The 26,865-nt window shown below is 39.6% G+C and carries 23 protein-coding genes, 1 tRNA gene and 1 pseudogene; 8 read left to right on the top strand and 17 right to left on the bottom strand.

Translation table 11 applies throughout. The features are described 5' to 3' along the window. Positions 1–92: 92 nt before the first annotated feature. The 5 genes from G6Q48_RS08005 to ppiB form a co-directional block, all read right to left on the bottom strand. Complete coding sequence (locus G6Q48_RS08005) at positions 93–1,331, bottom strand: MFS transporter (protein WP_166265625.1); 1,239 nt, start codon at positions 1,329–1,331, stop codon at positions 93–95. Positions 1,332–1,447: 116 nt separating this feature from the next. Next, the gene (purK, locus tag G6Q48_RS08000; protein WP_102139370.1) at positions 1,448–2,530 is read right to left on the bottom strand and encodes a 5-(carboxyamino)imidazole ribonucleotide synthase; all 1,083 of its coding nucleotides are present in this window, start codon (positions 2,528–2,530) and stop codon (positions 1,448–1,450) included. After that, on the bottom strand, positions 2,530–3,045 hold the full coding sequence (purE, locus tag G6Q48_RS07995) for a 5-(carboxyamino)imidazole ribonucleotide mutase (RefSeq protein WP_166265622.1): 516 nt from the start codon (positions 3,043–3,045) through the stop codon (positions 2,530–2,532). The genes purK and purE overlap by 1 nt, the downstream gene beginning before the upstream one ends. A gap of 155 nt (positions 3,046–3,200) precedes the next feature. After that, a complete protein-coding gene (gene lpxH, locus G6Q48_RS07990; RefSeq protein ID WP_166265619.1) occupies positions 3,201–3,926 on the bottom strand; it encodes a UDP-2,3-diacylglucosamine diphosphatase in 726 nt (241 codons plus the stop codon). 10 nt (positions 3,927–3,936) lie between these two features. Next, positions 3,937–4,431: a peptidylprolyl isomerase B gene (ppiB, locus tag G6Q48_RS07985; RefSeq protein WP_166265616.1), complete on the bottom strand. Its 495-nt coding sequence runs from the start codon at positions 4,429–4,431 to the stop codon at positions 3,937–3,939. A gap of 267 nt (positions 4,432–4,698) precedes the next feature. Here ppiB and cysS point away from each other — a divergent pair, with 267 nt between their 5' ends. Together cysS and G6Q48_RS07975 are read left to right on the top strand one after the other, a co-directional pair. Beyond that, positions 4,699–6,087, top strand: coding sequence for a cysteine--tRNA ligase (gene cysS, locus G6Q48_RS07980; protein ID WP_166265613.1), 1,389 nt, complete (start codon positions 4,699–4,701; stop codon positions 6,085–6,087). 384 nt (positions 6,088–6,471) lie between these two features. Then, positions 6,472–6,780: a hypothetical protein gene (locus G6Q48_RS07975; RefSeq protein WP_166265610.1), complete on the top strand. Its 309-nt coding sequence runs from the start codon at positions 6,472–6,474 to the stop codon at positions 6,778–6,780. Between the two features lie 241 nt (positions 6,781–7,021). Here G6Q48_RS07975 and fruA read toward each other — a convergent pair whose 3' ends face one another. The 5 genes from fruA to folD form a co-directional block, all read right to left on the bottom strand. Then, positions 7,022–8,716, bottom strand: coding sequence for a PTS fructose transporter subunit IIBC (fruA, locus tag G6Q48_RS07970; protein ID WP_166265607.1), 1,695 nt, complete (start codon positions 8,714–8,716; stop codon positions 7,022–7,024). Between the two features lie 11 nt (positions 8,717–8,727). Next, positions 8,728–9,672 carry a 1-phosphofructokinase gene (fruK, locus tag G6Q48_RS07965; RefSeq protein WP_102139363.1) on the bottom strand — a complete coding sequence of 315 codons (945 nt, stop codon included), beginning with the start codon at positions 9,670–9,672 and terminating at the stop codon, positions 8,728–8,730. After that, positions 9,669–10,829 (bottom strand): fused PTS fructose transporter subunit IIA/HPr protein, encoded by a 1,161-nt coding sequence (gene fruB, locus G6Q48_RS07960; protein ID WP_166265604.1) that lies wholly within the window; start codon positions 10,827–10,829, stop codon positions 9,669–9,671. Before fruB ends, fruK begins: the two co-directional genes overlap by 4 nt. Before the next feature lie 434 nt (positions 10,830–11,263). After that, the gene (gene ybcJ, locus G6Q48_RS07955; protein ID WP_004260239.1) at positions 11,264–11,476 is read right to left on the bottom strand and encodes a ribosome-associated protein YbcJ; all 213 of its coding nucleotides are present in this window, start codon (positions 11,474–11,476) and stop codon (positions 11,264–11,266) included. 18 nt (positions 11,477–11,494) lie between these two features. Then, positions 11,495–12,352, bottom strand: a complete 858-nt coding sequence (gene folD, locus G6Q48_RS07950; protein ID WP_102139361.1) for a bifunctional methylenetetrahydrofolate dehydrogenase/methenyltetrahydrofolate cyclohydrolase FolD — start codon at positions 12,350–12,352, stop codon at positions 11,495–11,497. 187 nt (positions 12,353–12,539) lie between these two features. Here folD and G6Q48_RS07945 point away from each other — a divergent pair. Beyond that, positions 12,540–12,616: transfer RNA gene (locus G6Q48_RS07945), tRNA-Arg, on the top strand. Positions 12,617–12,637: 21 nt separating this feature from the next. Here the strand turns inward: G6Q48_RS07945 and G6Q48_RS07940 are convergent. Further along, a pseudogene (locus G6Q48_RS07940) lies at positions 12,638–12,946 on the bottom strand (tyrosine-type recombinase/integrase); the annotation flags it as partial. 371 nt (positions 12,947–13,317) lie between these two features. Between G6Q48_RS07940 and G6Q48_RS07935 the strand changes: the two are divergent. Next, on the top strand, positions 13,318–13,656 hold the full coding sequence (locus G6Q48_RS07935) for a hypothetical protein (RefSeq protein WP_102139339.1): 339 nt from the start codon (positions 13,318–13,320) through the stop codon (positions 13,654–13,656). Positions 13,657–13,866: 210 nt separating this feature from the next. Here the strand turns inward: G6Q48_RS07935 and G6Q48_RS07930 are convergent, their stop codons facing one another. From G6Q48_RS07930 to G6Q48_RS07915, 4 genes are all read right to left on the bottom strand, one after another. After that, a complete protein-coding gene (locus G6Q48_RS07930; RefSeq protein ID WP_166265601.1) occupies positions 13,867–14,355 on the bottom strand; it encodes an isochorismatase family protein in 489 nt (162 codons plus the stop codon). A gap of 323 nt (positions 14,356–14,678) precedes the next feature. Beyond that, complete coding sequence (locus tag G6Q48_RS07925; protein ID WP_166265598.1) at positions 14,679–15,128, bottom strand: GNAT family N-acetyltransferase; 450 nt, start codon at positions 15,126–15,128, stop codon at positions 14,679–14,681. 25 nt (positions 15,129–15,153) lie between these two features. Continuing rightward, complete coding sequence (locus G6Q48_RS07920) at positions 15,154–15,885, bottom strand: GNAT family N-acetyltransferase (protein ID WP_102139336.1); 732 nt, start codon at positions 15,883–15,885, stop codon at positions 15,154–15,156. After that, on the bottom strand, positions 15,866–16,951 hold the full coding sequence (locus tag G6Q48_RS07915; RefSeq protein WP_166265594.1) for a serine hydrolase domain-containing protein: 1,086 nt from the start codon (positions 16,949–16,951) through the stop codon (positions 15,866–15,868). Before G6Q48_RS07915 ends, G6Q48_RS07920 begins: the two co-directional genes overlap by 20 nt. A gap of 298 nt (positions 16,952–17,249) precedes the next feature. Here G6Q48_RS07915 and G6Q48_RS07910 point away from each other — a divergent pair, with 298 nt between their 5' ends. Then, on the top strand, positions 17,250–17,753 hold the full coding sequence (locus tag G6Q48_RS07910; protein WP_166265591.1) for a DUF2938 domain-containing protein: 504 nt from the start codon (positions 17,250–17,252) through the stop codon (positions 17,751–17,753). Positions 17,754–18,059: 306 nt separating this feature from the next. Here the strand turns inward: G6Q48_RS07910 and G6Q48_RS07905 are convergent, their stop codons facing one another. Then, complete coding sequence (locus G6Q48_RS07905) at positions 18,060–21,677, bottom strand: response regulator (RefSeq protein WP_166265588.1); 3,618 nt, start codon at positions 21,675–21,677, stop codon at positions 18,060–18,062. A 7-nt stretch (positions 21,678–21,684) separates the two neighbouring features. After that, positions 21,685–22,311, bottom strand: coding sequence for a response regulator (locus G6Q48_RS07900; RefSeq protein ID WP_102139331.1), 627 nt, complete (start codon positions 22,309–22,311; stop codon positions 21,685–21,687). A gap of 578 nt (positions 22,312–22,889) precedes the next feature. Between G6Q48_RS07900 and G6Q48_RS07895 the strand changes: the two genes are divergently transcribed. The 3 genes from G6Q48_RS07895 to G6Q48_RS07885 all read left to right on the top strand — a co-directional run bounded on the left by G6Q48_RS07895 (position 22,890) and on the right by G6Q48_RS07885 (position 26,851). Continuing rightward, positions 22,890–23,408 (top strand): fimbrial protein, encoded by a 519-nt coding sequence (locus tag G6Q48_RS07895; RefSeq protein WP_166265585.1) that lies wholly within the window; start codon positions 22,890–22,892, stop codon positions 23,406–23,408. A gap of 58 nt (positions 23,409–23,466) precedes the next feature. Then, a complete protein-coding gene (locus tag G6Q48_RS07890) occupies positions 23,467–24,174 on the top strand; it encodes a fimbria/pilus periplasmic chaperone (protein WP_166265582.1) in 708 nt (235 codons plus the stop codon). A gap of 97 nt (positions 24,175–24,271) precedes the next feature. Then, a complete protein-coding gene (locus tag G6Q48_RS07885) occupies positions 24,272–26,851 on the top strand; it encodes a fimbria/pilus outer membrane usher protein (protein WP_166265579.1) in 2,580 nt (859 codons plus the stop codon). Positions 26,852–26,865 lie beyond the last annotated feature (14 nt).

The following is a 26,865-nucleotide window of genomic DNA, read 5'->3' as shown; positions in this document are numbered from 1 at the left end:
GCAAATAAACGCTATGTTTTGATCCAATATCTGGTCTTAAGCTTATTTTCCCTTTGGTTTCAATTTTTCCCGAGCTAATCACTCGGGATTTTTTATTTGTGATTGAGGGCAGGGGGTTTCATCATCAAAGTAAGCAATAAAATGACGATAACAGGCGCGGCAATAACCAAAAATGCAGGGGTGAAACTGCCTGTTAAGTCTTTGATACCACCGGCAATGAAAGGCGCTAAACAGGCAACGGTTGAGATTAAATTCACCACAGAGAATAGCTCTAGGTATGGGCCTCGACCAAAATAATTTGACAGTAAAACACTGGATGCCAAAAAGGTCATGCCATAACCAATACCAACGCATAACACAAACAAAATTAACCATAGCCATGACGTGGCAATACTGAGGAAAATAACACCTAACACCATGATAATTAGGCTACCGATTAACAATTTTTTCGGTTCTAACCATTCACCAGCGGCTCCACCAATAAATCTTGAGAATGCATTCACAAATGCCATTGTGCTTAATAATGAAACCGCCACGGTCATGCCAAATCCACGCTCTTCAATATGGGCAACAGCAAAACTGTTAACGGTAATGCCACACCATAAAAACGAGGTATAAGTCGCAGCAATCAAGTAGAACTGCCATGTACGTAGCGCTCTGCCGACTGTCCATACTTCAGCAGTGCGATAAATAGGCTTGCTTGCGTCACTAACTTGTTTCTGCATCACCTTTTTTGCGTGCTCTTGCTCTTTTTTACCTTCACGTAGCATGAAAATCGTGATTAACGTGACGATGCTAAGATAAACAGCACATAGAACCCAATGCATGCGCCATGAGCCTAATTGGTTTGATGCGTAAAAGTAAATCCAAGGGCCTGCAACACCCCCCAAGCCCCCGATGGTGAAATATAACCCAAAGGCAAGGGATTGTTTTTCAAATAGCCGCGAAAGTACGTAAGTCCCCGGGACGGTGGCGAGTAAGGTGAAACCAACACCAATTAATGCGGTACCTAAAAAATAGGTGCTAATGGCTTGGGTGGAATAAAGACTATAAAAGCCCGCAACAAAGACACTGGTACCTAGCAATAAAGTAGCCCGTACACCGACTTTACGGATCAACAAAGAAGGGAGAAAACTCGCAAGTCCACAAGTTAAGCCCAGTAGCGTAAAGCCAAACCCAGCTTCGCTCCAGCTCCATTTGAGCTCACTTATCATTTCAGGCAAGACCACGCCAAGAGAGGTAAAGGTTGTCGCAGTGGCTAAAAAATAAACAAGTCCTAACAGAACAAGAATGCACCACTGATAAAAAGGACTAAAAGTCTGCGAGGACATATTGACTCCAGTAATGCCGCACACCTTAAATCAGGATATTTGTTTTCTGGATGACGGCGAAAATAGCATAATGCCCGAAAATAGTTTCGGGCATCGAATAGGGCTATTTTCCCTATTTATTGATGAGAGTACCAGTCTAATTTTGCATTTGCCCACTCAATGCCACTTTTGTACTCATTTGGCAAAAGTGAAGCCAATGCGTTAAGTGTTGCAGATAACTGGTTGTGGTCACTATGAGAAAGGTTTAAATGGCCAACTTTACGAGCAGGGCGTACCTCTTTCTCATACCAGTGAAGGTGAACGAGGGGTAAGCTCAGCCAGTCTATATTTACATCAGTACCGATTAAATTGACCATAACAGCAGGGCTATACACTTCAGGTGACGGCATCGGTAGGTCTAATATGGCACGTAAATGCAGCTCAAATTGGCTAATGGATGCGCCATTTTGTGTCCAGTGGCCGCTATTGTGTACTCGAGGCGCAATCTCGTTAATCAGTAGGTTATCACCCACGACAAAACATTCCATTGCCATTACACCGATATAGCCTAACTCATCCATGACAGCGCTAAGCATGGCTTGAGCTTGTTCCTGCTGCGGGTTAGTCGACTTAGGGAAAGCTACGCTTGTACGTAAAATGCCTTCTTGGTGCAAATTATGGGTTATCGGGTAAAAAACGGATTTTCCCGCTGCGTTTCGGGCACCAATGACAGAGACTTCGGCGTCAAAGGGAATACCTTGCTCAACGATACATTCACCGTAAATTTCAGCGGGTAAGTCTTTTTCATCACCAGGGCGAACACGCCATTGACCACGCCCGTCATAGCCGCCAGTTCTGCGTTTTACAATGAGAAAATCACCGAGTTTGGCAAATAATTCAGGCCATTGTTCGGGGGTTTCTAATAGAGCCCAAGGTGCAGTGGAAAGTTGCAAACTATCAAATAAGCTTTTTTGTGGAAACCTATCCGCTAAACGTGGAAAAATATCACGGTTAATAAAGGCATTATGGCGAGCTAATTCTTTGGTTAGCGGGGTTTCCGGCCAGCGTTCAATTTCCGCGGTGATGACGCTTTGTTGATAAGGAACCGCTTCGGGCTCTGCATCAAGACCAACAGGAAAAACGGCAATGCCTAATGGCTCGCCAGCTTGGCGTAGCATACGGCCTAATTGGCCATTACCAAGCACGCAAACGGGTTTCATTAGGCGTTCCTCGGGTCTGGGTTGTTTAACACATCATTGGTTTGCGCTTCTCGCCATGCGGTGAGGCGATTGAAAATAGCAGTATCACTTATCGCTAATACTTGCGCGGCTAACAGCGCTGCGTTTGCTGAGCCTGCTTTACCGATGGCTAGCGTACCAACAGGAATGCCTTTAGGCATTTGCACGATAGAATATAAGCTATCAACACCACTCAATGCAGCGCTTTGTACCGGAACACCAAAAACAGGGACTAATGTTTTAGCGGCAATCATTCCTGGTAGATGTGCGGCACCACCCGCGCCCGCGATAATCACATCAAAGCCGTTCTCTTTGGCGGTTTCAGCAAAAGAAAATAGTTTATCTGGTGTTCGGTGCGCAGAGACGATTTCGACATGAAAAGGGATTTGGAGTTCTGTTAATACATCAGCTGCGTGCTGCATGGTCGTCCAATCACTTTTCGAACCCATAACAATGGCGATTTTTGCCGCAGATTGAGCAGGAACTTGGGCAGTCATTTGGTGCTTTCCTGTATTGAAAAAAAACATCACCCTGAGGTGGGAAATTGAATTGTCTTGATCATATCATGGTAAAGCAGCAAGGAGAACGTTTGCGTGATTAATAAATAAGCAAACAGTTGTGGGAGATATTGAAAATGGTTAGTCAGGCAAAATTACTCAAAGGGAAAGAAAGTTAGTTCAATGCCTTGCTCGTTAATCACAAAGGCTGAACCTTCGTGGTGCCACGCACCTAATACACCTCGATAATGCAATTTACCACCAATATTTATCTCATGAATGGCAGGCCGGTGAGTATGACCATGGATCATCCATTGCGCTTGGTGCCTTTGTAATGCATCAATAACGGCTTGTGAATTGACGTCCATAATCGACTCGGCTTTCATGCTGCTTGCATATTGGCTATTTTGCCGCATTTTTTGTGCGATACGGCGACGTACGAAGAGCGGGAGTAGTAAAAATACTCGTTGGATCCAAGGCGTGTGAACTTTTTTACGGTAATTTTGATAGGCGGCATCATCTGTGCATAAAGTATCACCATGCAGAATTAAAATGCGCTTACCATAAAGTTCGAGCAATGTTTCTTGTGGGAGTATGGTCATGCCACACTGTTTCGCATAGCGTTTACCAATTAAAAAATCTCGATTTCCATGAATGAAATAGCAGGGAATGCCGCGTTCTGTGAGCTGTTTCAATTCATTGGCAACTAGCTGATGCAGCGGATTGGCATCATCATCGCCCACCCAATAATTAAAAAAATCACCGAGAATATATAGGCTTTCGGCATGGATGGCTTGCTGTTGAATAAAATTAATAAAACCGGCGGTGATCGCCGGTTCATCTTCACTCAAATGCAAATCTGCAATGATGTAAGTGGACATGCGTTCAGGTTTACTCGCTGACCGTCACTTTTTCAATGATGACGTCTTCGCGTGGAACGTCTTGGTGGAAGCCGCTACGACCTGTTGAGACACCTTTGATTTTGTCAACAACGTCCATACCTTCAACCACTTCAGCAAACACGCAGTAACCCCAGCCATCAGGGCGTTCTGAACGGAAGTTTAAGAAGTCGTTGTCAGCAACGTTGATGAAAAATTGTGCTGTTGCAGAATGCGGGTCGTTAGTACGAGCCATCGCTAAAGTACCACGGGTATTTTTTAGACCGTTGTTAGCTTCATTTTTGATAGGTGCTTTAGTGTTTTTTTGTTCCATGCCTGGCTCAAAACCACCGCCTTGGATCATGAAGCCATTAATAACACGATGGAAAATGGTATTATTGTAAAAACCTTCACGGCAGTAAGTTAAAAAATTTTCGACAGTAACGGGGGCTTTATCGTCAAACGTTTTGATAACAATGTCACCGTGATTGGTATGAAATGTAACCATAATAGCTATCCTGAATAATTGTTTTTTGTGCGCTAACTTGCGAAAGCGTTGAGATCAGCACGTTTATATCACAGATAAAACCTGACTTGAAGCGGAAGGAAGCTTAGTCGGCCGTTTATAGCATAATAGATGTGTATTAAACCTAATCAATAAACTGAAAAGGAAGCGGGGTAAACCCTTGCATTCTTAAGGTGATCGGGGTTCAATAACATGATATTTTATCGGTAGAAATCGATAATCATTTTTCAAATAAATGGAAAAGTTCAGATGCTACAAATTTTTAATACACTAAGTCGTCAAAAAGAAGAGTTTAAGCCCATCCAAGCAGGGAAGATTGGGATGTATGTGTGTGGCATCACTATCTACGATTTGTGTCATATCGGCCATGGCCGTACATTTGTGGCGTTTGATGCAATTAGCCGCTATTTACGTTATTTGGGTTATGACTTAAATTATGTACGCAACGTCACCGATATTGACGATAAAATCATTAAACGTGCGGCAGAAAATAATGAAGGTGTCGAAGAGCTAACAACGCGTATGTTGGCTGAAATGCATAAAGATTTCGATGCGTTAAATATTTTACGTCCTGATAGCGAACCACGCGCAACACGTCATATTGGTGAAATTATTGAATTAACCCAAAGCTTGATAGAGCGTGGTCATGCCTATGTTGCTGCGAATGGCGATGTGATGTTTGAAGTCAAAACCGATCCAAATTATGGACTGTTATCGCGTCAAGATTTAGAACAGCTGCAAGCAGGTGCTCGCGTCGAAGTTGCTGATGTAAAACGTAATCCAATGGACTTCGTCTTGTGGAAAATGTCTAAAGAAGGCGAACCAAGCTGGAGATCCCCATGGGGCTTAGGCCGTCCAGGTTGGCACATTGAATGTTCGGCCATGAACAGCAAAACGTTAGGCAACCATTTTGATATTCACGGTGGCGGCTCTGATTTAATGTTTCCTCACCATGAAAATGAAATTGCGCAATCTACCTGTGCCCATGATGGCCCTTACGTGAATTATTGGATGCATTCAGGAATGGTGATGGTAGACAGAGAGAAAATGTCTAAATCTCTCAATAACTTCTTTACTATCCGTGATGTGCTTGAGTATTACGATGCAGAAACGGTGCGTTATTTTCTGTTATCAGGCCATTACCGTAGCCAACTGAATTACACAGAAGAGAACTTGAAACAGGCACGTACTGCGCTTGAGCGCATGTACACTGCGTTGCGTGGTACGGATAAGTCAGCTGTGCCTGCAGGTGGTGACGAGTTTAAAGCACGTTTCATTGAAGCGATGAATGATGACTTTAATACACCTGAAGCTTATTCGGTATTATTTGACATGGTTCGTGAAGTTAACCGCCTGAAATCAGAAGATATGTCAGCAGCAAATGGTATGGCTGCACAATTGCGTGAGTTAGCAAGCGTGCTGGGTTTATTAGAACAAGACCCTGAAGTCTTTTTAAAAGGCGGTGCACAAACTGAAGATGATGCGGAAGTGGCAAAAATTGAGGCATTAATTCAACAACGCCTAGATGCACGTAAGAATAAAGATTGGGCATTAGCCGATGCTGCACGTGATGAACTTACTGCTATGGGGATTGTGCTTGAAGACGGGGCACAGGGGACCACTTGGCGTCGCAAATAATACGCGTCATATTTCGCGCTGTGGCGGTGTTGCCATCACTTGGCTACTTGGGTCACATACTTTTGTATGCTCCCCAAGTTATCCGCGTTCGGCGCCTAGCCACAGCACGAACTATTTAGCGTATTAATAAGAGTCATATTCGCGCTGTGGCGGTGTTGCCATCACTTGGCTACTTGGGTCACATACTTTTGTATGCTCCCCAAGTTATCATTTTAAGTACTGATTGATTTAAAAATAAATTTTCATATATTCAAACGGTTAGGTATTGGTATCTAACCGTTTTTATTTTGTTAGCTAAAATTGAAAGAAATAATTATTTATTTACTAAAAAATTGATGTAAATAGAATATATTTTCATCAATTAAAGTTTGAGTAAGGGTAATTATGGTAATTAAGACGATTCAAAGTTCTGTAAAATCAGGTGGGTGTACTGATGAGAATTTAATCCATAACTATATGAAAGATCATAAAGTTCCAAGTAATGCATCCAAAAATATCGCTAGATGCATAAAAGGAATAAAAAATAAAATTAGTCAGCCGATTACGAGGTTTACTCAAAAACTCCGAAACTTTTTCAAACCTTCTCAAAGGGTTGTACCACTAGAACGAACTTTTATTAGTTATATTGGCAAAGTCGATAACTCCGCCCCCAAAGTTACTCCGAATATAGACAAAAAACAATTAAAAATATAAAGATAGAAGATGCTTCATTGTCTCTTAATGCTCCTAACAGGCCTCCACTCATAAAATGTCTAACAGTAATCAGAAACCGAGAAATTTAAGTTTAGAGTCATCTAAGTATAGTTATATTGAACCAATAGAAAGGCCTTCGAGTAATAATATTATCTTTTTCTCATTGGATAAAAAGCCCCCCAATTAAGGGGGGGAATAAGACTACCAACAGGGACTAGGAATGGAACTTAAAGTTGTGTGATTAAGCGATACTCGCCATTTCTTGTTGGGCTTCTTTAGGTGTCGCTTTTTTGACAATGGCATAAAGCACACCTGAAACCACCGTACCAGCCACTATCGCGAATAAATACATCAATACATGATTAATAGCTCCGGGTATTAACAGCACAAATAAACCACCGTGAGGTGCCATTAGCTGAATACCAAAATACATGGATAGCGCCCCTGTTATTGCGCCACCAATAATGCAAGTAGGGAGAACACGAATCGGGTCTTTGGCCGCAAATGGGATCGCACCTTCTGAAATAAAACATAAACCGAGAACAAAAGAGGCTTTACCCGCTTCGCGTTCAGCAGGTACAAACTTATGTCGTGCTAATAGGGTTGCAACGCCCATTGCCAGAGGTGGCACCATTCCTGCCGCCATAATTGCTGCCATTGGCGCATAGGTTTGTGAACTTAATAGACCGACACCAAAGGCATATGCCGCTTTATTGACTGGGCCTCCCATATCCGTACACATCATCGCCCCTAGAATTGCGCCTAAGATCACCGCATTAGTGGTTCCCATGGTATTTAACCAGTTAGTTAGCCAATCCATTAACCACGCTACAGGGTGACCAATGACATAGATCATCGCTAAACCCGTGAATAAAGTGGAAATGAGCGGTACGATTAGAATTGGCTTTAACGCTTCCATAGTTTGCGGCAATTTTAATCGGGTACTAATAAAGTGAGCACTATAACCGGCAAGGAAACCGGAAATGATCCCACCTAAGAACCCTGCACCTAAAGTGGTTGCAAGTACCCCGCCGACCAAACCTGGGGTTAACCCCGTTCTGTCAGCAATGGAATAGGCGATATAACCCGATAGTACAGGCACCATTAATGCAAGGGCTGTTTGTCCGCCAATTAGGCTAAGTGCCCAAGCCAGAGAGCCTTCGACATTGGATGCGTCTAAACCAAAAGCAAATGAAAGCGCAGTACATAATCCCCCAGCGACAACCATAGGGAGCATGTATGATACCCCGGTAAGTAAGTGCTTATACACTCCGCGTTTTTCTGTCGATCTACTCGTTTGGGCTGATGTTTTTCCGCTTTGTGGTGTGAATATATTTGCTTCTTCTACTGCTCTATCCATTTCTTGTGCTGTTTTCTTCAATGCGGCACTGGTGGAGGTGCGGTACATTGGCTTCCCCGAAAACTTATCCACATTGACTTCGATATCGGCAGCGACAATGACTAAATCAGCTTGTGCTATCTCTTCTGGCGTAATTTCATTTCCAACCCCGACAGAGCCCCGGGTTTCGACTTTGATATTCCAGCCTCGTTTTTTTGCTTCAGCCTCGAGTGCTTCCGCGGACATATAAGTGTGCGCAACCCCTGTTGGGCAAGCGGTAACGGCTAATACAGAGTAAGCTTTCGCATGCTGCGGCTCGGTAATTTTTTGCTCACACAATGTCGCTTCGTTAATTGCAGATGACAGAAATTCAGCAGGTTGCCTAACAGCGACATCGGGGTGACCGAAATAGACTTTTTTATCTGAGCAATTAAAATTTTCCGGCAACTGAGTATCGAAACAAATCACAATATCTGCATCAGTAAGTTGTTCTGTGAAGGTGATATTTTGTAAGGCAGATACATTTTTTAAGGCATTGATGGCTAGCCAGCAAATAGCAGGGCCTTGCTGGTGGCTTGGAGCGATTAATATTTTCATGTTTTTCATCCTCATTGAGCCGTAAACGGTTGTAAATCAACCTTCGTCATCATATGTGCAAGTTGCGCTCGGTCTGTGATACCGACATTGGGTTGAGAGACAGCAAGTGCAGAAACCGCGGTAGCTAAGCGAAGTGTGTGCTCACTTGTTTGCCTCATCATTAGCCCGTAAATTAATCCACCCACCATTGAATCCCCTGCGCCAACGGTGCTGATAACCTCACATTCAGGTGGTTTAGCAAACCAAGCGCCCGATGAATTGACCCACATAGCGCCTTTTTCGCCTAAAGAAACCACCACATGGGCAATACCTTGTTGTCGAAGTTGATTTGCGGCATTTACGATATCTTGCTGGGTAGGGAGAGGTTTTCCGGCCCAAATTTCAAGTTCACGGTGATTAGGTTTTACTAACCAAGGAGAAGCTTTGAGCCCAGCGACAAAGGCCTCGCGGCTGCTATCAAAAATGACACACATACATTGTTCTCTAAGGCGTAACATCCATTGAGTAAAATCATTTAAATCAATGCCCTGAGGTAAACTGCCACTGACGCAAATCATATCGAACTGACCCGCCCAGCTTAATGAGTCGGTGACGAAACGCTGCCAATCCGCTTTAGTAATACTGAATCCTGAAAAGTTAAAATCGGTAACTTCACCAGTTTGCTCTGTTAGTTTGACATTGATGCGGGTGCGGCCTTCAACAACTTGAAAGCGGTTAGCAATTCCTGTTTCGCTGAAGGCTTTTTGGAAGCCATCTTGATTCTCTTTACCCAAGAAACCACCAACAGTGACATCAATCCCTAAATTTTTAAGTACTTTAGCCACATTTATGCCTTTTCCAGCGGCATGAAGGCCTGCTGTTTTGACTAAGTTCACATCCCCGCGATGAATATCAGGTAATAGCCCAACCAAATCGTAGGCAGGGTTTAACGTGATCGTTGCGACTCTTCTGCTCATGTGACTTTTTCTCCAAGTCCTGAATTGATTGCCTCACCAATGGTATTGATGGCTTCTTGTGCATCTACACCTTCTGCGTGAATGCGTAAACGATGCCCACATTTAGCCCCTAAGCTGACAATTTTCATTAAGCTTCGACCATTTACGGGAGTCGAAGTACCATCAAGATTACTGACTGTAATCGTGCTTTCGAATTGCTTAATAGCAGTGACTAACTGAGTGCTAGGCCGCGTATGTAACCCATGTGGGTTAAGAATGGTGAAGTCCTGAGTTATTCCAGATATGTTTGTATTCAATGAATCACTTTCTGTGTGTGAGTCATCAGGACGCAATAAATCAATTAGTTTATTAACGTTATCATTTTCGAGAATGAGATTTGCTTCTTTATTTTTCAATAAATTGTTTATTTTTAGTAACAAAGTCTCTATTTGATAATTAGCGTAAGAGAGGGTAATTAGAATGCTGACGGGGTTACCTTGAAAGCTAAATGGTTTTTTTACCGTCGATATCGCAATCGCATTCTCAATGTTTCCGATTGGACTATCACTTAACCAAATACCTTGACCTAAATATGACGGGGTTTGAGTGAGAACTCGAGAAATAAAGTCGGTGCTGATAGCTTCAGCGTTTTGTAGGTTAATAATATTCTGTATTTTCAATGTATTTATATTATCAACTTGAGCACTAACCGTGACCATTGATTCATCAAATTTCACCGGTTGAGTTTGGCGCTCACCCATTAGAAGTTGCTTTAAGGTTTCGGCGGTGTCAGCTTTGGCTATAGCATCAGCGGTGTGTTCATCACTGATTATGTGGGTTAATTGGCGTAGCAATTCGAGATGCTCATTTGATTGAGCGGCAATGCCAATAACAATATAAGCAGTTTGGTTATCACCCCAATCAATACCATCAGGGAATTGAAAGACAGCAAAACCCGTTTTTAATACCTGATCTCGCGTCTCTACTGTCCCGTGTGGGATAGCGATACCATTCCCTAAAAAGGTAGGCGCTTGGGTTTCCCGGTTAAGCATTCCTTGCGCATAACCGCTTTTTGCATAGCCTGCATTTTCTAATGCTTTGGCAACTTGTTCTATTGCATTTTTTTTATCAGATGCAGCAGCTGCAAGGTGGATATCGCTTATTGGTAAGTTAAACATAATTTCTCCTGATTATTATTCGTAGCCGGATCAGCCAGAAGACTTGCAAGCGGATCTGATTATTTGTTAATCATGTTATCGTTAATAAGGTTAGCTGAATCGTTTAATCTTGTCTATGCGATTAACATGTGAAATACAAAAAATGAGATCTAAGTTAAATTTTATAAGGGTGTGATTTGTGTGTTTGATGACAAAGCTGAAGTGGTTGCTGAAATTATTTGTTTATATAAAACAATGAATTAAATTTTCAATATGCGTAATTGTTTAGATGCTTATTACAGAAAAAGTGATCACAGAAAAAATTTGTCTAAAACCTAAAAAAGCATTTTATCGTTCTTACAATAAATATTGTTACTTTGAAGAAAAGGGGGAGGGAGGGCACTATTGGTTTTAGAAAGGAGATAGGCTGAAATATTTCAGCCTATCTAACGGTATTATTCTACAACTTTAATTTTTTCGCTGCCCATTGAAACGATTTTACCCGCGACAATTTTACAGCGTTTACGTGTTTCGACCACGCCATCAACTTCAACTAAGCCATCTGCAATCATGGCTTTTGCCATTGCACCGCTTTCCGCCCAGCCTTCAATTTTCAGCAAATCACACAATTCAACGTGCGGGTGGCCATTTAAATTGAATATATCCATGATAACTCCAAAATTACATTAAATATCGTGGTACTCTTCACATGCCTGAAGGGTGTTTTGAATTAAAGTCGCAACGGTCATTGGGCCAACACCACCAGGAACGGGGGTTATCCAAGCTGCGTTTTTCGCGGCTTCGTCAAAATCGACATCTCCGGTGACTTTTCCGCTCTCTAAACGGTTGATACCGACATCGACCACAATTGCACCTGGCTTAATCCATTCTCCAGGAATAAAATTAGGTTTCCCCACAGCGACGACCACTAAATCAGCATGGCGAACGTGGTGCTCTAAATCTTTAGTAAAGCGGTGGGTTACTGTTGTGGTGCAGCCTGCTAGCAGAAGCTCTAGGCTCATTGGACGACCAACAATGTTCGATGCACCAATAATTACAGCATTTAAACCATAGGTGTTGATACCACAACGTTCAAGCAGAGTAACAATTCCTTTTGGGGTGCATGGGCGAAGGCGTGGTGCACGTTGGCACAGTCGGCCGACATTGTATGGATGAAACCCATCCACGTCTTTGTCTGGGTGAATACGCTCAATAACTTTGACGTTATCAATACCCGCAGGTAATGGAAGTTGAACTAAAATTCCATCAATTTCAGGGTCTTGGTTTAAATCATCAATGAGCTTGAGTAATTCAGCTTCTGTCGTTGTGTCTGGTAAATCATAAGAACGCGAAATAAAACCGACTTCTTCACAAGCACGGCGTTTACTGCCGACATAGATTTGTGAAGCAGGGTTAGCACCGACTAAAATCACGGCAAGGCCGGGAGCACGTTTTCCTTGTTCTAAACGTAATTGTACTTTTTGGGCAACTTCTTGCCGAATTGTCTGCGCAATCGTTTTCCCATCAATAATTTTTGCTAACATCTGTAACTTAATCCATATATGAGACACGGTAATGACTCTATTTTGTCAGAAGTTAACGCCATTGTCAGTTCAAACTATTACATAAAATGAGCATATAGTTATTTTAGTAGCGAAAAGCCATTGACTCAGCGCTCAGCAACCGTATAATTCAACGCCATCAGCCAGATAGGCTGCCTGCATTATCAATGCGCCCTTAGCTCAGTTGGATAGAGCAACGGCCTTCTAAGCCGTAGGTCACAGGTTCGAATCCTGTAGGGCGTACCATTAATTTTCAATCACTTACCATCATTTAAAATTCTCCACTTTTCCTAACTGGGACGTATTTGGGACGCAAGTATCGAAAATATTGTCTATTTGCTTCGCATGTTCAGTTAAATGATTAGGTGCTAAGTGGGCATATCTTCTCACCATATCCATATCAACCGATTTCCAGCCGCCCATCTTTTGTAGAACTGAAAGCGGGACGCCAGACTGAATCAACCAATTCGCCCATGTATACCGCAGATCATGAAAGCGGAAGTTTTCTATTCCTGCTCTTTTTAATCCTGCATACCAAGCGTTATTATCATCAACACTTATTTTCCATACTGTTGGGGGTATTGCTGGTTATTGCCTGAAATCTGCATCTATCCTAGTATTTGTTTTCTATACAACTGGAGGGGGTGATATGCGTAATTGGCTTGGGTACTTAATATATTTCTCTATTATATTCGCTATAGCAAAATGCACTATGACTATAGCGCCAAATGCCAACATTCCAGGATAATGTTTTATCAATGAAAAATGGAGATTTTCAATGAAACCATGGGATCCTTGGGTTGGGATGACGGTGTTAGTCGTAATTATATTTCTAATAACGTATTGCACTTTGATTATGTTTCCAGGCTATGTGCCACCAGCTAATTAACTTCAATTTGCACTCCCGCTAAGCTAACATGACTGAAACTAATTGATGGAATGGTGAGATGAAAGGATACATAGTTGCTAGCTTGCTAATGATTGCTTGCTCTGGTTTTTATGCACATTCTAGTAATGGTATTGACCCATTAGTAGCAGATGGAAAAAGGTCTAATTATGGTGATTGGGATTTTCTTTATGCTGAAAAAATGAACTATGATTTATGTAAGCTATCAGTAGAGGCTATTTATACATCTGGCGCAATCGATCATAAATTGACATCAATAACTCATTTCGAAAACGCGCACACATTAATAACACAGAGACCAAAAAATGTAGTTAGGATTGATTGCAACGGACATGGTGGAAATATAATGATATTGACCGCTGATTATATTGTTCAATAGTTAATTTATTATTAAGAGACTCTGAAATTAGTGGCTCGTCACTGGCTGGCAATACTCTAATAATGCTCATGAGATAAAAGTAACCACAATATAAATAAGCATTGCGATACCTGCAGGACAATTTGGTCCTCTGAGTGAATATCAATAAGTTACCTCAAAGATAATAGAAAAAGCTACGAGTTCGTAGCCTTGGTGTGTATTTATAGTAATTTAGATAACATTCGTTATTCTAGATAAGCCCCTCAGTGCTACAGTATGGATTACAGGTGAGACGCTTGTACAGCAGTTACCTAATACTGATAATTTATATTTTTTTGCTTGTTCAGAAATAGCAGTAAATAGGACGCAATTTTGAGTCATCATCCCGCATAATTCGATATGGTTAATATTATGGGTTATAAGCAAGTCATTGAGATTTGTTTCATCAAAGGAATTACCATGCTTTTTAGTCACAATCAAATGGCCTGGAGATAAGTTAGTGAGCTTAGAGATAAGTTCACAACCATCTGTTGTTTCATCAAAAAAAGCGGCTCCTTGTGGTGATAAGTGTTGAATAAAAATCACAATATCATCAGTTCTTTCATACTCTGAAATTTTATTGGATATATGCTCCAAAGTAGTATCAATATTCCATAAGGGAAACCGGCCATCAGAAAGATAGTCATTTTGTGCGTCAATAACAATTAATGCCTTGTCCATAATGCCCCATTAATTTTAGTTAAGTTCTATTTGAATATGAAATAGGACGATAGAAATTACAATAATTTTTTAGTGTTAAATATCAATTATAATCGGCAAGATTACAGCAAGGGTTAAGCCAATAACGGTGAGGTTACGCTAAGGTTTAAAGAGGTCACAGTGACCGTTAGTAATAAAAACAATGTGTTACTGCCTATTACTATTGGTCACTGAAACGATGACCAATGAGCGTTAATCTAATTCGTGATAGAGACTTTTTCCCTTAAAAACAAGCAAATATCGATAAATTAATTACCTTACTAAGGCAATTAATACATATTACATCATAGATTTAAATGATAAATATGCTCTCCGTCAATAATATTACCTGTAAATTCAAAGCCAAATGACTGATACAGGTTTTTCGCTACCGTGTTTTTTTCATTAATCCCTAATGTAATAAGCTGGATAGCTTCCGCAGAGAAAAAATCGAGGATTGCTTTGAATGACTTTCGACCTAATCCTTTACCAATAAATTTATAGTCAAGCATATATCTACAAAGCATAACTTTTTTTAAATTAGAGCTTGTTGTCTTATACATAAAAAAGCCGATTAAATTATTTTGGAAATATAAGGCTTTTGGGTAAAAATTTGGGAAGTAACTTGCTTCTGTAATTGATGTCGCATTACAGCAGATATAGTCTTCTAATACTGTGGCGATCCCATCTGAATTAGAGGTCAATTCACATACATCAAATAAGTTGTCCTGATTAATACTACTTATAATAATCATAAAGTTATTTTCTCTACTATTGATTTTATATTTCAGCATTAGGGTGAACGATAACATCCCATTTAATATATGGAATTAACCCCAGCGAGTTTGCTAGTGCTAGGGACGCAGTATTGTCTAGCTGGCATCGATATTGTGGTTGATACCCTTTTTCTAAGGCGATTTTACAAATGGCAGAGACAAGTTCGCGAGCATGGCCTTTACCACGATGCTCAGATAAGGTTAAAACCCCTAAATCAGCGATAGCCAACTTTTCATCATCCCAAGGATACATACTCGCAACGGCAATTAATTGGTCATTGGAAAACAATCCGTACACCAACCAGTGATCAAGTTCTACGGACGCTCCTTCTAAATCATCTTCACTAGATGCTTCACAGAAAGATTGAAATACGGCGGCATCTATATTTGTTAATACGCGAATATCACTCAGTATTTGTTGTTGTTGTAGTTTTGATAACGCTTCTTGGCTGAAATAAAAAAATTGGTCTGCTCCATGCCATTGTTCCGCGAGGGTATCACGCAATATTTCTGCAACTTCTCTAGTCAAATCGGGAGTGATAGATAATTTAGCACAGAGCTGTGGATGTAATGAAAGCCAATATTTATTTTGTTCTTGAATAGCGACCGCTAAATAGTCTTCATCAATATGAGCGTTTACATACACGGCTAAATCACTTTGATTTAAATAACATTCGCCTGAAGTTTTTTCTTTCAGCCAATATGCGGCAATATCATTATTTATCAGGGGCATCATGGAATTCCTTATATTGGGTCAAAATGATATCGGTGATCTCATAAGCAATTTTTTGCGTATCTAAATCTTCAATATTTCCTAAAACTGCAACGGTTAAGCCTAAATCAGGTATACGTAGAAAATAGGTGGCATAACCAGCCCATCCCCCAGAATGCTCGAAATGCATTAAGCCAAAGTGTTGCGAAATAATAACGCCATAGGCATATTGCTGGTGATGTTCAATGACTTCACCTGTTCTATTATGGGAAGGTAATGCTTGAAGCATTTTCTCGACTAGTTTTTTACCACCAACTTTCCCACTCGTATAGTTCTCACCCCATTTCATTAAGTCCAAGACATTGGAATGAACAGCGCCATCACCTGTTTGAGTCCATAGACTTTCGCTTAATTGATAGCCAGATTCAGTATTTTCACGATAACCTCGAGCAATCGCTGTGTGAACAGGATACGATTCAACAATAAAAGTATTACTCATCTGTAATGGTTTAAAAATATATTGTTGGGCGAATTCGTTATAACTTTGGCCACTAACGCGCTCAATAATCATGGATAATAAAAAATAGCCCGTATTACAATAATCAAATTGTGTTCCGACAGGGGTAAGTGGGTGAGGGAAGGCAATTAAATCTGCCAAACTTTCTTCTGGTCCTAAGGCGTCAGAATAATCAATCCCCTTATTCAAGGCCAATTCAATGTAATCAACCATGCCACTAATATGATAAATCAAGTCTTGAATCGTAATCTCATTAGCGTATTTAGGTAATTCAGGAATATATTTAGTAATAGGGTCGTGCAAAGCAAGCTTGTTGTTTTGTTCTAATAGCAAGATAGCAAAGGCCGTGAATTGTTTTGATACTGAGGCTAAATTAAAAATAGTTTGGGGTGTTAATGCTTCTTTTTGTTCCAGCTCAGCAAACCCAAGGTTACCTGAATAGGATACGCCATGGTCAAATTTGGCCATATATGTAAAACCAGGGCCATCAGCTTTAAATTGCTGTTCCCATACTAAAAGGTTTTGTGACGTGTTATTAAATATTGCACTTCTGTTATCTGTGAAAGTACTCACTTTATTCTGCCTTAGACTTTATTTACTGACAATTTGTATTCAATTTATAAAATAGATAATGGTTATGCCGTAGTTGTACTACGATTCATTTTTTTTCGAAAAGCTATTTATGCTATTGGATAAATCAAAGCATGAATGTTACATCTTCAAGTGGACTTTAAGTCAACCTCTATTTCGGTTTTTATTCCATGGGGAGGTGAAAGCATTATTTTACCTTCGTTGTATTCAGCTTTAGCTAATATTACAGACTTATTCGATGGTAAGTAGTGGGTAGTTTTCATAGAACAGGAAATTAATAATGACTTTCTCAATAGTAATTTTAGTGGTTTTTCTTGGGGTGGGAGCAACCATCGTGATGGATTTATGGGCGCTTATCCTTAAACTGTGTGGCCAATCGACGTTAAATTTTTCACTGGTAGGACGTTGGGTAGGATATATGATAAATGGGCAGTTTATACACCGCCCATCAATCGGCCAAAAGGTAATAATTCCTGCGGAGAATGCATTAGGTTGGGGTGTTCACTATGTGACGGGCATTATTTTTGCCTTTATATTTATATTATTGGTAGGCGAAATTTGGTTTACATCTCCTGTATTATGGCCTGCGCTACTTTTTGGAATAATTACAGTTGCTGCCCCTTATTTTATTATGCAACCAGCGATGGGAGCAGGTATTGCAGCCAGTAAGATGCCAAATCCTAATAAAGCTCGGTTAATGAGTTTATTATCTCATAGTGTATTTGGTTTAGGTCTTTACCTGACAGGATTAGTTTTACAGCCTTTGTTGACTTATTTTTTGTGATTATCATGAGTTAAGCATTTCATTATTCAATCGGAAAAATAATAACTTACTGTCGCTGAGCTTGGTTGGCGACAAAGTTCATTATGTAGAGTGTGACATCCTCGCAGTTCGATAAAATTAAAAGTATCGTGTCTTATGAAGACACGACGATAGAACAAAACTTGTGTATGGAAAACAATTCACCCAGATCCGCTATAAATTACCTCAAGTGATAGAGTGTTTTAATACACTCTAACCCCATACTTCTTTGCATTACCACCAAGGCGCACCCGTTTTCTATTTGTTTGCTAATTATCTCATGAAAATCTAGCACTTAAGTGGCATAGAAAGATATGTTTCAATAGCTTGATTTAAGATTTTAATTGTTCGCATTGTTTGGTTAAATTTTAATATTGCTTCATCAGATATATTACCAGTAAGGAAATACTCTTCTAGTAATTTACACTCCAATGCAATTTTCTTAGCACCAATAATTTGGCTAGAACCTTCTAAACGATGGCAATAATGCGCTAAATTAAGCCAGTCTTGTTTTTCGAATAAACGTTCTGCTTGTTGTATATCTTCTATATTTTCTTGAAGACTTGTTTGAAGTAATTTATTTAATAGCTGTTGGTCATCTTGAGTCAACTGCATTAATGCATCTAAATTGATTAAACTATTTAACATTGGAGGAATGGGCTCTTCTGTATCTTCTTCTATTTGTTGAAGGGTACAGCGTAATAGCAGAGCTTCAATCTGAGATAGACGTAAAGGTTTAAATAGGCAGTCATCCATGCCAGCCTCTATACAGCGTTGGCGTTCTTCTTGCCTTGCATCTGCGGTTAACCCAATAATAATTAGAGTTTGGGAAGATATTTCTCGTAGTTGCCGAGTCAATTCTAACCCATCAATGTCAGGCATATTGCAATCGGTAATTACTATGTCGATTGCATTTTTTTTCCATAATTCTAGGGCTTGTTTCCCGCTCTTTGCTTCAATGACATGATGACCAAATCTTGTTAATTGGCGTACTAATAGCAGGCGATTTGCAGGGTGGTCATCAACGGCAAGTATTCGTAAGCGTTTATTATTTTTTGTGGCCTTATAAAGTGTCGGAAGTGAAACTCTAGTATTTTTCCGATGCTTAACGGGGATATCGATTAAAAATTGAGTACCATGCCCTAATTGGCTGTATAAGGTAATAGTCCCATTCATCATGGATATAAGTTGTTTACAAATAGCTAAGCCAAGGCCTGTTCCTTTATGTTTACTGCTTGATTCAGCTTGGGTATAGGGGGAAAAAATCAATTCTTGTCGGTTCTCTTCAATCCCCATTCCGGTATCAGAAATAATGATCCTTAAAATATTTTGATCATGGTTTTTGGGGAGGTAATTAATGATAATCTCAATCGTTCCTTCGGTAGTAAACTTAATTGCGTTATTAAGTAGATTGGAAATAACCTGACGTAGTCGAAAAACGTCGATATATATTTCATCAGGATGGATAGCATTAAGATGATAATGTAGAGAAATACCTTTCTGTTTAGCTAGTCCTTCAAACAAACGGACAACGGGCGTTGCTAATTCATTACTTTTTACCCACTCAGGAACGAGTTCCAGTTTGCCTGACTCAATTTTTGCCATATCTAAAATATCGCCTATAAGCCCCATCAATGATAATGCGGACTCATACGGTATTTGAATTGATTCCGTAATATCATCTTGTTGATTTTTATTCGTGGCGGCTAATTCTAATAACCCAATAATTGCGCTGATATGGGTACGAATTTCATGGCTCATGATAGCAAGGAAATTGCTTTTTGTTTGGCTTGCATGCTCTGCGCGTTGGCGAGCACTAGAGAGCTCGGTAAGGAGTTGTTCATGTTCAGTTATATCTTGCCAACTACAAATAAGACCAGAAATATTACCTTGGTTGTCTCTATATGCGACGGCTTGATGCACTATCACCCTTTCACCCATTCTGTTTTTTATTTGATAACGTTTAGGTGGAGAAACTAGACTCTTAGGATCATCAAAAAGAGAATACAATTTTTGGTAAATTGCCGATAGCGGGTGTTGTTGTGATGTTAATGAAAGTTGTTTTATGTTTTCATTATCAGGACTGAAAAAGCTCTCCCATGCTGAATTGCTATTTATTATCGTTCCGTTTTTATCAATGACATAAATAGGAACAGGAGTACCATTATAAAGAGTTTCTAAGAATATAGCCTGTTCCTGTAAGCGTTTTTGTGTATATTTTCTTAATCGAATTTCACGATGTAAATAATAATTCCATATTAAAGATGTAATAATAAGAATAGCGGCAATGCAAGCTAATGTGTAGAACTCGGCACGGTATACTGTCCATGTATCCATTTCAACATCTGGTGAGCCTAGCCATTTATTAGTTAATACTGATATATCTCTCGGCGGAATAGAGGCAATTGTTTTATCTAATATACTATATAACTCAGGTTGGTCACGTCCTACGGCAAACGATATATAAGCTGTGTCTTCGCTTAATTGCTCGCTGATTTTTAATCGATTACGAAAATATCGGTCAATCATATAGTGAGCGCTGATAAGATTCTCGATGGTACCATCCACTTTTCCTTCATTGACCATTTGCAAAGCAGAATAGGTATCTTTAGTTTCAATTAATTCCACTTGAGGGTAGTTCTTTGTTAACCAGTCGTGAATTGCATTATCTGGGGTGATCGCAAGTTTTGCTGCCTGAGCAATTTTTTTATGGGCTAATGGTGTGTCCCTAACAATTAAAACAAATGGGGGGAGAACATAAGGGCGAGTAAATAATAATTCTTTATCATTTTTTGAGTTTTTTGTAATTGAAGCAATGAAATCCCCTTTATTTTGTTTTAATAAAGTAATCTCATCTTTTTCAGAGCTTGCTTCAATGACTTTAAAATTAATATTTGTTTTGAAATGGATCAGATTAAGTATATCTGCAGAGAGGCCATGAAATTGTTTTTGTGAGTCAAAAAATGTGAAAGGGGCATTTAGTGAATTAATGACGACTTTTAACTCATTGTGTTGTTTTAGCCAATCTATTTCCTTTTGTGTGAATACAACAGATTGTTTTAGTGCCCATAAATCAGGTTTTGAACTCCAATGATGAAAAATAATATCATGCTGAGCTAATGATATTGAGCTTAAAATGATATCCACAGTACGCTTTAATTGCGCATTTTTAGGGTGAAAGAGAAAGACTGGGCCAATATTTTCATTAGAGAAAATCTCAGCAGTGGATAATGTTGTTGCATAGTGGCGTTCAAGTAAAAAATTAGCCACGATCATTCTGCCTAGGAAATAATCATTTTCACCAAATGCGACGGAAGATAATGCATTTTGTGGTAAAGGAAAACGTTCAATCTTTGCGTCGGGAAAATATTTTTTGATCCATTCATTGCTTGGGTAGCCTTGAACCGTAGCAATACGAGCACCGTGAGGTATTGGGTGCTTATTGGACATTGCCGCTTTTCGTGAAATAAGTACGGGATAATCAGGAATATATGGAGCGCTTTTGAGAAAACCATAGCTTTCGTTTCTTTGTCTTTTGCCATCATCAGCTAACATATCTATCTCACCATTGAGTAGGCCCTGTAATGCCATATCTCTATCTGGGTAGTAGATGATTTTGAAGCGTAAACCTAAGTTACGCATGATGGTCATAATGCTATCTGCAGAAATTCCTTTATAAATTCCTGATTCTAATACTAAATCAAAAGGGGGATTATTAGGAGCGTAGACACCAATAGCTAATTCTTGTTTTTCTCCTAGCCATCTCCAATCACGATCACTCAATTCAAATTTTGATGGAAGAATTTCAATTTGGCTATAAAGTCTGACTTCATAAGGTTGGAATGCAGAAAATGAGCAAGGAAATAGACCAATAAGCAAGCAAACTATTAGGATTAGGTTACGCATCGATATATTAATCCAAATTATTGCGTTGAATAAAGTCGTATAGCTCTGCAATATTGTGAAGATCTAATTTAAGCATTAGTCGTCTTTTATAAGTGCTAACAGTTTTATCGCTGATACGCATTTGTTGTGCAATGTTAATGCTTTTCATCCCTTTAGCTAATAAATGTAAGACTTGTAATTCTTTTGTAGAGAGCTCGGCGATTTTTTGTTTGTCATTAAGATGATTATTCGGGGAGGTATCCATTTTATTGAGATTAAGTGGAAAGTAGCCATATCCATTTCTAATCGCATGAATGGCGACATGTAATTCCGTTAAGTTATTGCGTTTACTAATGAAACCACTAGCACCGACACTTGCACAGCGGCGGATGTAATGGTCATCATCTTTTGCAGATAACACAAGAAGCCCTCCAGTGTAGTTATTTTTACGCAATCGTTGCATGACATCAATCCCATTAAGTGATGGGATATCTATATCTATCATGATCAAGTCGGGAGAGAGTGTTTTGGCAAGTTGGATAGCTTCATGGCCATCAGCGGTTTCCCCTACAATGGTCATGTCATCTTTTTCTAATAGTATTCTTACAGCAAGCCGTGCTACTGGATGGTCATCGACTATCAGTACTGTTTTCATGTTTTTCCCTTTCTGGCTAGTAAATTAAAGCGCGATGAACTTAGGTGCAGGTGCCAAATGAAAAATTAATTGTTTTTTTTATTAGTTTAATGAGCGTTTTAATTTGCTGCAATGTATATTTTTGTAATATTTATCTGTCATAAATTTAATAATTAACTTACATAAATTGCTTTTTTGTCTTATTACATTTTATGGCTATTCCTCTCAAAATACACCTATGCACTGTGGCTGTGTTCAGATGTCTCTACTGTTTTACGGAAAATACAATAGAGCCTTCAATTCTTAATAATTAGATTAGCTTAAACCAAACCTAGGAGGTGAATGATATTATTTTAATAGATAATGACAATCATGGAAACTAACTTTACGAAACTATGTTTTTCTCTATTTCACTACATGGAGTGTGTCTGGCTATTTCTATTTAACAGATTAATAGCATAAGGATTAATAAGTTAATGGATTAAACAGGTGCCACAAACATTAATGGGAATTAATGTGGTAGTGATAACCATAATATATTAATAAATTAAATATTTTAACACTGGGTTATATATTGATTCAGTAAAAAGGAATTAGAAATGAAAAAGATTATTGCTACTGCTATTTTTGCTGCGCTTTGTGTTGGTCAAGTTGCGAATGCTAAAGATGGTACGGTTAAATTCGTTGGTGATATTGTAACTGCACCTTGTGAAGTGGCACAAAATTCTTGGGATCAAACTGTTCAAATGTCTCAAGTTAAAACAGCTACATTTGCAGATGCAGGCGCTAAATCAGCGGATAAAAAATTCCAAATTAGCCTACTAAATTGTGATGTAGCTCAGTTCAAAAATGTCGCAGTTTCATTTGAAGGTCAGGCTAACGGTGACGATGCAACCCTTTTAGCACTTGATGGTGGCCAAGGTTCAGCAGAAAACGTAGGTGTTGCTATCTATGATGGTAAAGGTAAAAAATTGGCTTTAGGTACAGCAACAGCTGATACAGCTTTACGAGTTGGTTCAAATACCCTTTATTTCTCAGCAGCTTACGTTTCAACTAAGAAAGATGTGAAAGCAGGTTCTGCTAATGCAACAGCAGATTTTAATCTGACATATAAATAGTATTGATTTCCTTCAGGCCACTATGTTGGTGGCCTGTTTTTTGTTCGAAGGGGATGTAATGATTCTTAATAGCCTTTTTATTAATAAGTTAATGCTTATTTTTTTACTCATGTGTTTTAGTTTCTCTATTTATGCTGCGGGTGGTGGTGTTGTTGTCGGTTCCACCCGAGTTGTATTTGATGGCTCCAAGAAAGAAGCTAATCTTAGTTTAAAAAATAATAATGATAAGAGCACTTATTTAATTCAGTCTTGGGTTGAAGATGCTTCAGGGAATAATAAAACTCCATTTATTATAACGCCACCACTTTTCAAACTAGATCCTATTAAAGAAAATATGCTTCGCATTATTCGTGCAGGTGGGGATTTACCTGAAGATCGTGAGTCGGTTTATTATGTCAATGTAAAAGCCATTCCACCTGCTCCAGCTGAAGAAAGTGCTAATACTTTACAACTAGCAATTAAAACTAGAATGAAATTATTCTATAGACCTGCTGGCTTGAAAGGTAACCCAATGGATTCCTATAAGGCTCTAGTATGGAAAAAAGAGGGTGATAAATTGCGTATAGTTAATAACACTCCTTTTTCTGTCACATTAAGTGAAGTGAAAGTTAATGGCAGTGAAATAGATAAAGTTGACCTTGTCCTACCGATGAGCAGCACAGTTTATAAGTTACCTTCAACAGCAAATATGGGTGCTCAGATAATATTTACAACTATCAATGATTATGGCGGCACTTCTGAATTGCAAAAAGCGACACTTCAATAAATAAGGCGTTAATTTTAATAGAAAGATAAGTCGTGTGATACCTTTTATTATTTTTTTATAAGAAAGTTTTGCGCAATATATTAGAGGGAACGAGGGAATGAACAAAATACGATATAGAAAGAAGCTTTTGGCTTTCTCTTGCATTACATTGGGAATATTTAGCGCTTATCCTGTTTTAGCGAAAGAATTGTTTAACTCTCAATTTTTAGAAAATATTAATAGTAATAGCGTTGCCGATTTTTCTTTATTGTCAAAAGGCAATGTGGATCAATTACCCGGAGAGTATTTGGTCGATATTTATGTTAATGAACAAGCAGTGGCAAAGCAGAATGTAAAATTTAGTACTAGGGAATATAAAGCTAGTCATTCATCTGATGGCGTATCATTAGAACCTTGTATTTCGTATGAGCAATTACAAGCTTATGGTGTCCGTGTTGAGGCTTTTCCTAAATTAGCTCAATATGCGCAAGACCCTGTTCAGTGCAAGCCATTTTCAGCTTTTGAAGAAATTATTCCTTATGCATCATCCCATTTTGATTTTAATCAGCAGAGATTGTATTTGAGTTTTCCTCAAGCATCTTTGACCAATTTAGCAAAGGGAACGATTGACCCATCAATGTGGGATGAAGGGATCCCCGCATTGCTAACAAACTATAGCTTTACAGGGAGTAATTCGACGAATACAGGCAGTCATATTAGTGATAAGTCGAGTGATAGCTATTTTTTGAGCTTACGTTCTGGGGTTAACGTGGGGGCATGGCGCTTACGTAATTATTCAACGTGGAACAGCAGTAATGGTAATAATAGCTGGAAAAATATTAATACCTATCTCCAGCGGTATATTGCTCAGTTGAAGTCGCAAATAATTATGGGTGATACCTATACACCGGGCGATATTTTCGACAGTGTGCAAATTCGTGGTGCACAAATTGGTACTGATGATGACATGCTAGCGGATAGCCTGAAAGGTTATGCCCCCGTGGTACGTGGGATTGCACGTACTAATGCGACGGTGACGATTAAGCAAAATGGATATACCGTTTACCAGAGTTATGTGGCTCCTGGTCCATTTGCTATCACGGATTTGTACCCAACCGCTGCGAGTGGTGACCTTGAGGTAGAAATAAAAGAGTCGGATGGAACAATCCAGAGCTTTATTCAACCATTTGCGAGTGTGCCTGTTTTGCGCCGCCAAGGGCAAATTAAGTATGCATTTTCAGCGGGGCAATATCGAAATGGTCACAGTAGCCAGCGGCCATTTATCACACAAGGCTCTCTGGTTTGGGGGATCCTAAATAGCTTGACCGCTTATAGTGGTGTGCAAGTAGCAGAACGTTACCGTTCTCTGGTGCTAGGGGTTGGTCAGAATATCGGCGATTTTGGTGCATATTCTTTTGATATTACAACAGCTCATAGCGAAGATGTAACACGATATGGTAATGGCGCTACAGGCCAATCTTATCGCTTATTGTACTCTAAATCTTTTGCTAATACGGGCACGGGCTTTCGTTTATTAGGTTACCGTTATTCAACGGAAGGGTTTTATACCTTCCAAGAAGCCGTTGAGCGTAGATATCAAGATTGGGATTTTGCAGATGATAGTCGCTATTCTTACCATCGACGCTATCGCCTTGAAGGCACATTAACGCAGCAACTAGGTAAAGACTTAGGGTCTATCTATTTTTCTGCTAACCGACAAGATTTCTGGAAAGGGCAAGGCAAGCAAACTCGATTACAAGTAGGTTATAACAATAACTGGGGCCCTTTAAATTACGGTGTTTCTTATAGTCGAGCAACCTATCCAAACCAAAGAGAAACAGACCAAATTTTCAGTTTTAATGGTTCATTTCCACTCTCTGCATTATTACCTAACACATGGGCGACTTACAACATGGTTAGCCAGCGCCATGGGCCAACAACTCACCGAGCGGGGATATCAGGCACATTACTTGATGATAATAATCTCAGTTATAGCGTTCAGGAGAGCTATGGTTCTAAAGGGCAAGGTAATGGTGGTAGCGCAAGCCTCAGTTACCGAGGTGGCTACGGCAATATGAACTTTGGTTATAACTATAGTAAAGATTCCAGGCAGTTAAACTACGGTGTTGAAGGTGGTGTTTTAATTCACGGAGATGGTGTAACGCTTTCCCAACCAATTAATGAAACTGCAATTTTAGTGAAAGCTTCTGGCGCTGCAAATACCAATGTTACAGGGTATACCGGTGTTAAGACGGACTGGAGGGGGTATGCCATATTGCCTTTTGCTCAAGCCTATCGATTTAACCATGTTGAGTTAGATACAAAAACATTGGGTGACAATGTGGAATTACAAGAAAGTGCTAAGAGTGTTGTGCCAAGTAAAGGAGCGATTTCTAGGGTTGAGTTTATTACTCAGGTAGGGTACCGAGCTTTAATCACACTAAAACATAAAAATGGCACGATGATACCTTTTGGTGCATCTGCACTGCTAGTTCAAAACAACGGGAAAGCAGTTAATAGCTCCATAGTCGGAGAAGGTGGACAATTATTTATGAGTGGGTTACCAGAGAGCGGTCAATTGGAAATAAAGTGGGGGCTTCAGGCTGCACAAGCTTGCCTTGTTAACTATCAACTTCCCGTGGCACAAATTAATAAACCTGTTGCTGGCATTATTCAGATGCAAGCGGAGTGTCAGTGATTTGGGAGATGAGA

This window comes from Providencia sp. M-27 (genome assembly GCF_011077905.1).
GTDB lineage: Bacteria > Pseudomonadota > Gammaproteobacteria > Enterobacterales > Enterobacteriaceae > Providencia > Providencia huaxiensis.
This window is presented reverse-complemented; position numbering and strand designations above follow the sequence as displayed.

What these genes read in the sequence shown, in the direction of transcription:
- G6Q48_RS07885 (WP_166265579.1), top strand. Translation starts at nt 24,272, where the DNA reads ATGAACAAAATACGATATAGAAAGAAGCTTTTGGCTTTCTCTTGCATT.
- G6Q48_RS07900 (WP_102139331.1), bottom strand. Translation starts at nt 22,311, where the DNA reads ATGAAAACAGTACTGATAGTCGATGACCATCCAGTAGCACGGCTTGCT.
- lpxH (WP_166265619.1), bottom strand. Translation starts at nt 3,926, where the DNA reads ATGTCCACTTACATCATTGCAGATTTGCATTTGAGTGAAGATGAACCG.
- G6Q48_RS07910 (WP_166265591.1), top strand. Translation starts at nt 17,250, where the DNA reads ATGACTTTCTCAATAGTAATTTTAGTGGTTTTTCTTGGGGTGGGAGCA.
- purE (WP_166265622.1), bottom strand. Translation starts at nt 3,045, where the DNA reads ATGACTGCCCAAGTTCCTGCTCAATCTGCGGCAAAAATCGCCATTGTT.
- G6Q48_RS08005 (WP_166265625.1), bottom strand. Translation starts at nt 1,331, where the DNA reads ATGTCCTCGCAGACTTTTAGTCCTTTTTATCAGTGGTGCATTCTTGTT.
- folD (WP_102139361.1), bottom strand. Translation starts at nt 12,352, where the DNA reads ATGTTAGCAAAAATTATTGATGGGAAAACGATTGCGCAGACAATTCGG.
- G6Q48_RS07895 (WP_166265585.1), top strand. Translation starts at nt 22,890, where the DNA reads ATGAAAAAGATTATTGCTACTGCTATTTTTGCTGCGCTTTGTGTTGGT.
- ppiB (WP_166265616.1), bottom strand. Translation starts at nt 4,431, where the DNA reads ATGGTTACATTTCATACCAATCACGGTGACATTGTTATCAAAACGTTT.
- ybcJ (WP_004260239.1), bottom strand. Translation starts at nt 11,476, where the DNA reads ATGGATATATTCAATTTAAATGGCCACCCGCACGTTGAATTGTGTGAT.
- cysS (WP_166265613.1), top strand. Translation starts at nt 4,699, where the DNA reads ATGCTACAAATTTTTAATACACTAAGTCGTCAAAAAGAAGAGTTTAAG.
- G6Q48_RS07925 (WP_166265598.1), bottom strand. Translation starts at nt 15,128, where the DNA reads ATGATTATTATAAGTAGTATTAATCAGGACAACTTATTTGATGTATGT.
- purK (WP_102139370.1), bottom strand. Translation starts at nt 2,530, where the DNA reads ATGAAACCCGTTTGCGTGCTTGGTAATGGCCAATTAGGCCGTATGCTA.
- G6Q48_RS07975 (WP_166265610.1), top strand. Translation starts at nt 6,472, where the DNA reads ATGGTAATTAAGACGATTCAAAGTTCTGTAAAATCAGGTGGGTGTACT.
- fruK (WP_102139363.1), bottom strand. Translation starts at nt 9,672, where the DNA reads ATGAGCAGAAGAGTCGCAACGATCACGTTAAACCCTGCCTACGATTTG.
- fruA (WP_166265607.1), bottom strand. Translation starts at nt 8,716, where the DNA reads ATGAAAATATTAATCGCTCCAAGCCACCAGCAAGGCCCTGCTATTTGC.
- G6Q48_RS07920 (WP_102139336.1), bottom strand. Translation starts at nt 15,885, where the DNA reads ATGATGCCCCTGATAAATAATGATATTGCCGCATATTGGCTGAAAGAA.
- G6Q48_RS07890 (WP_166265582.1), top strand. Translation starts at nt 23,467, where the DNA reads ATGATTCTTAATAGCCTTTTTATTAATAAGTTAATGCTTATTTTTTTA.
- G6Q48_RS07935 (WP_102139339.1), top strand. Translation starts at nt 13,318, where the DNA reads ATGAAAGGATACATAGTTGCTAGCTTGCTAATGATTGCTTGCTCTGGT.
- fruB (WP_166265604.1), bottom strand. Translation starts at nt 10,829, where the DNA reads ATGTTTAACTTACCAATAAGCGATATCCACCTTGCAGCTGCTGCATCT.
- G6Q48_RS07905 (WP_166265588.1), bottom strand. Translation starts at nt 21,677, where the DNA reads ATGCGTAACCTAATCCTAATAGTTTGCTTGCTTATTGGTCTATTTCCT.
- G6Q48_RS07930 (WP_166265601.1), bottom strand. Translation starts at nt 14,355, where the DNA reads ATGGACAAGGCATTAATTGTTATTGACGCACAAAATGACTATCTTTCT.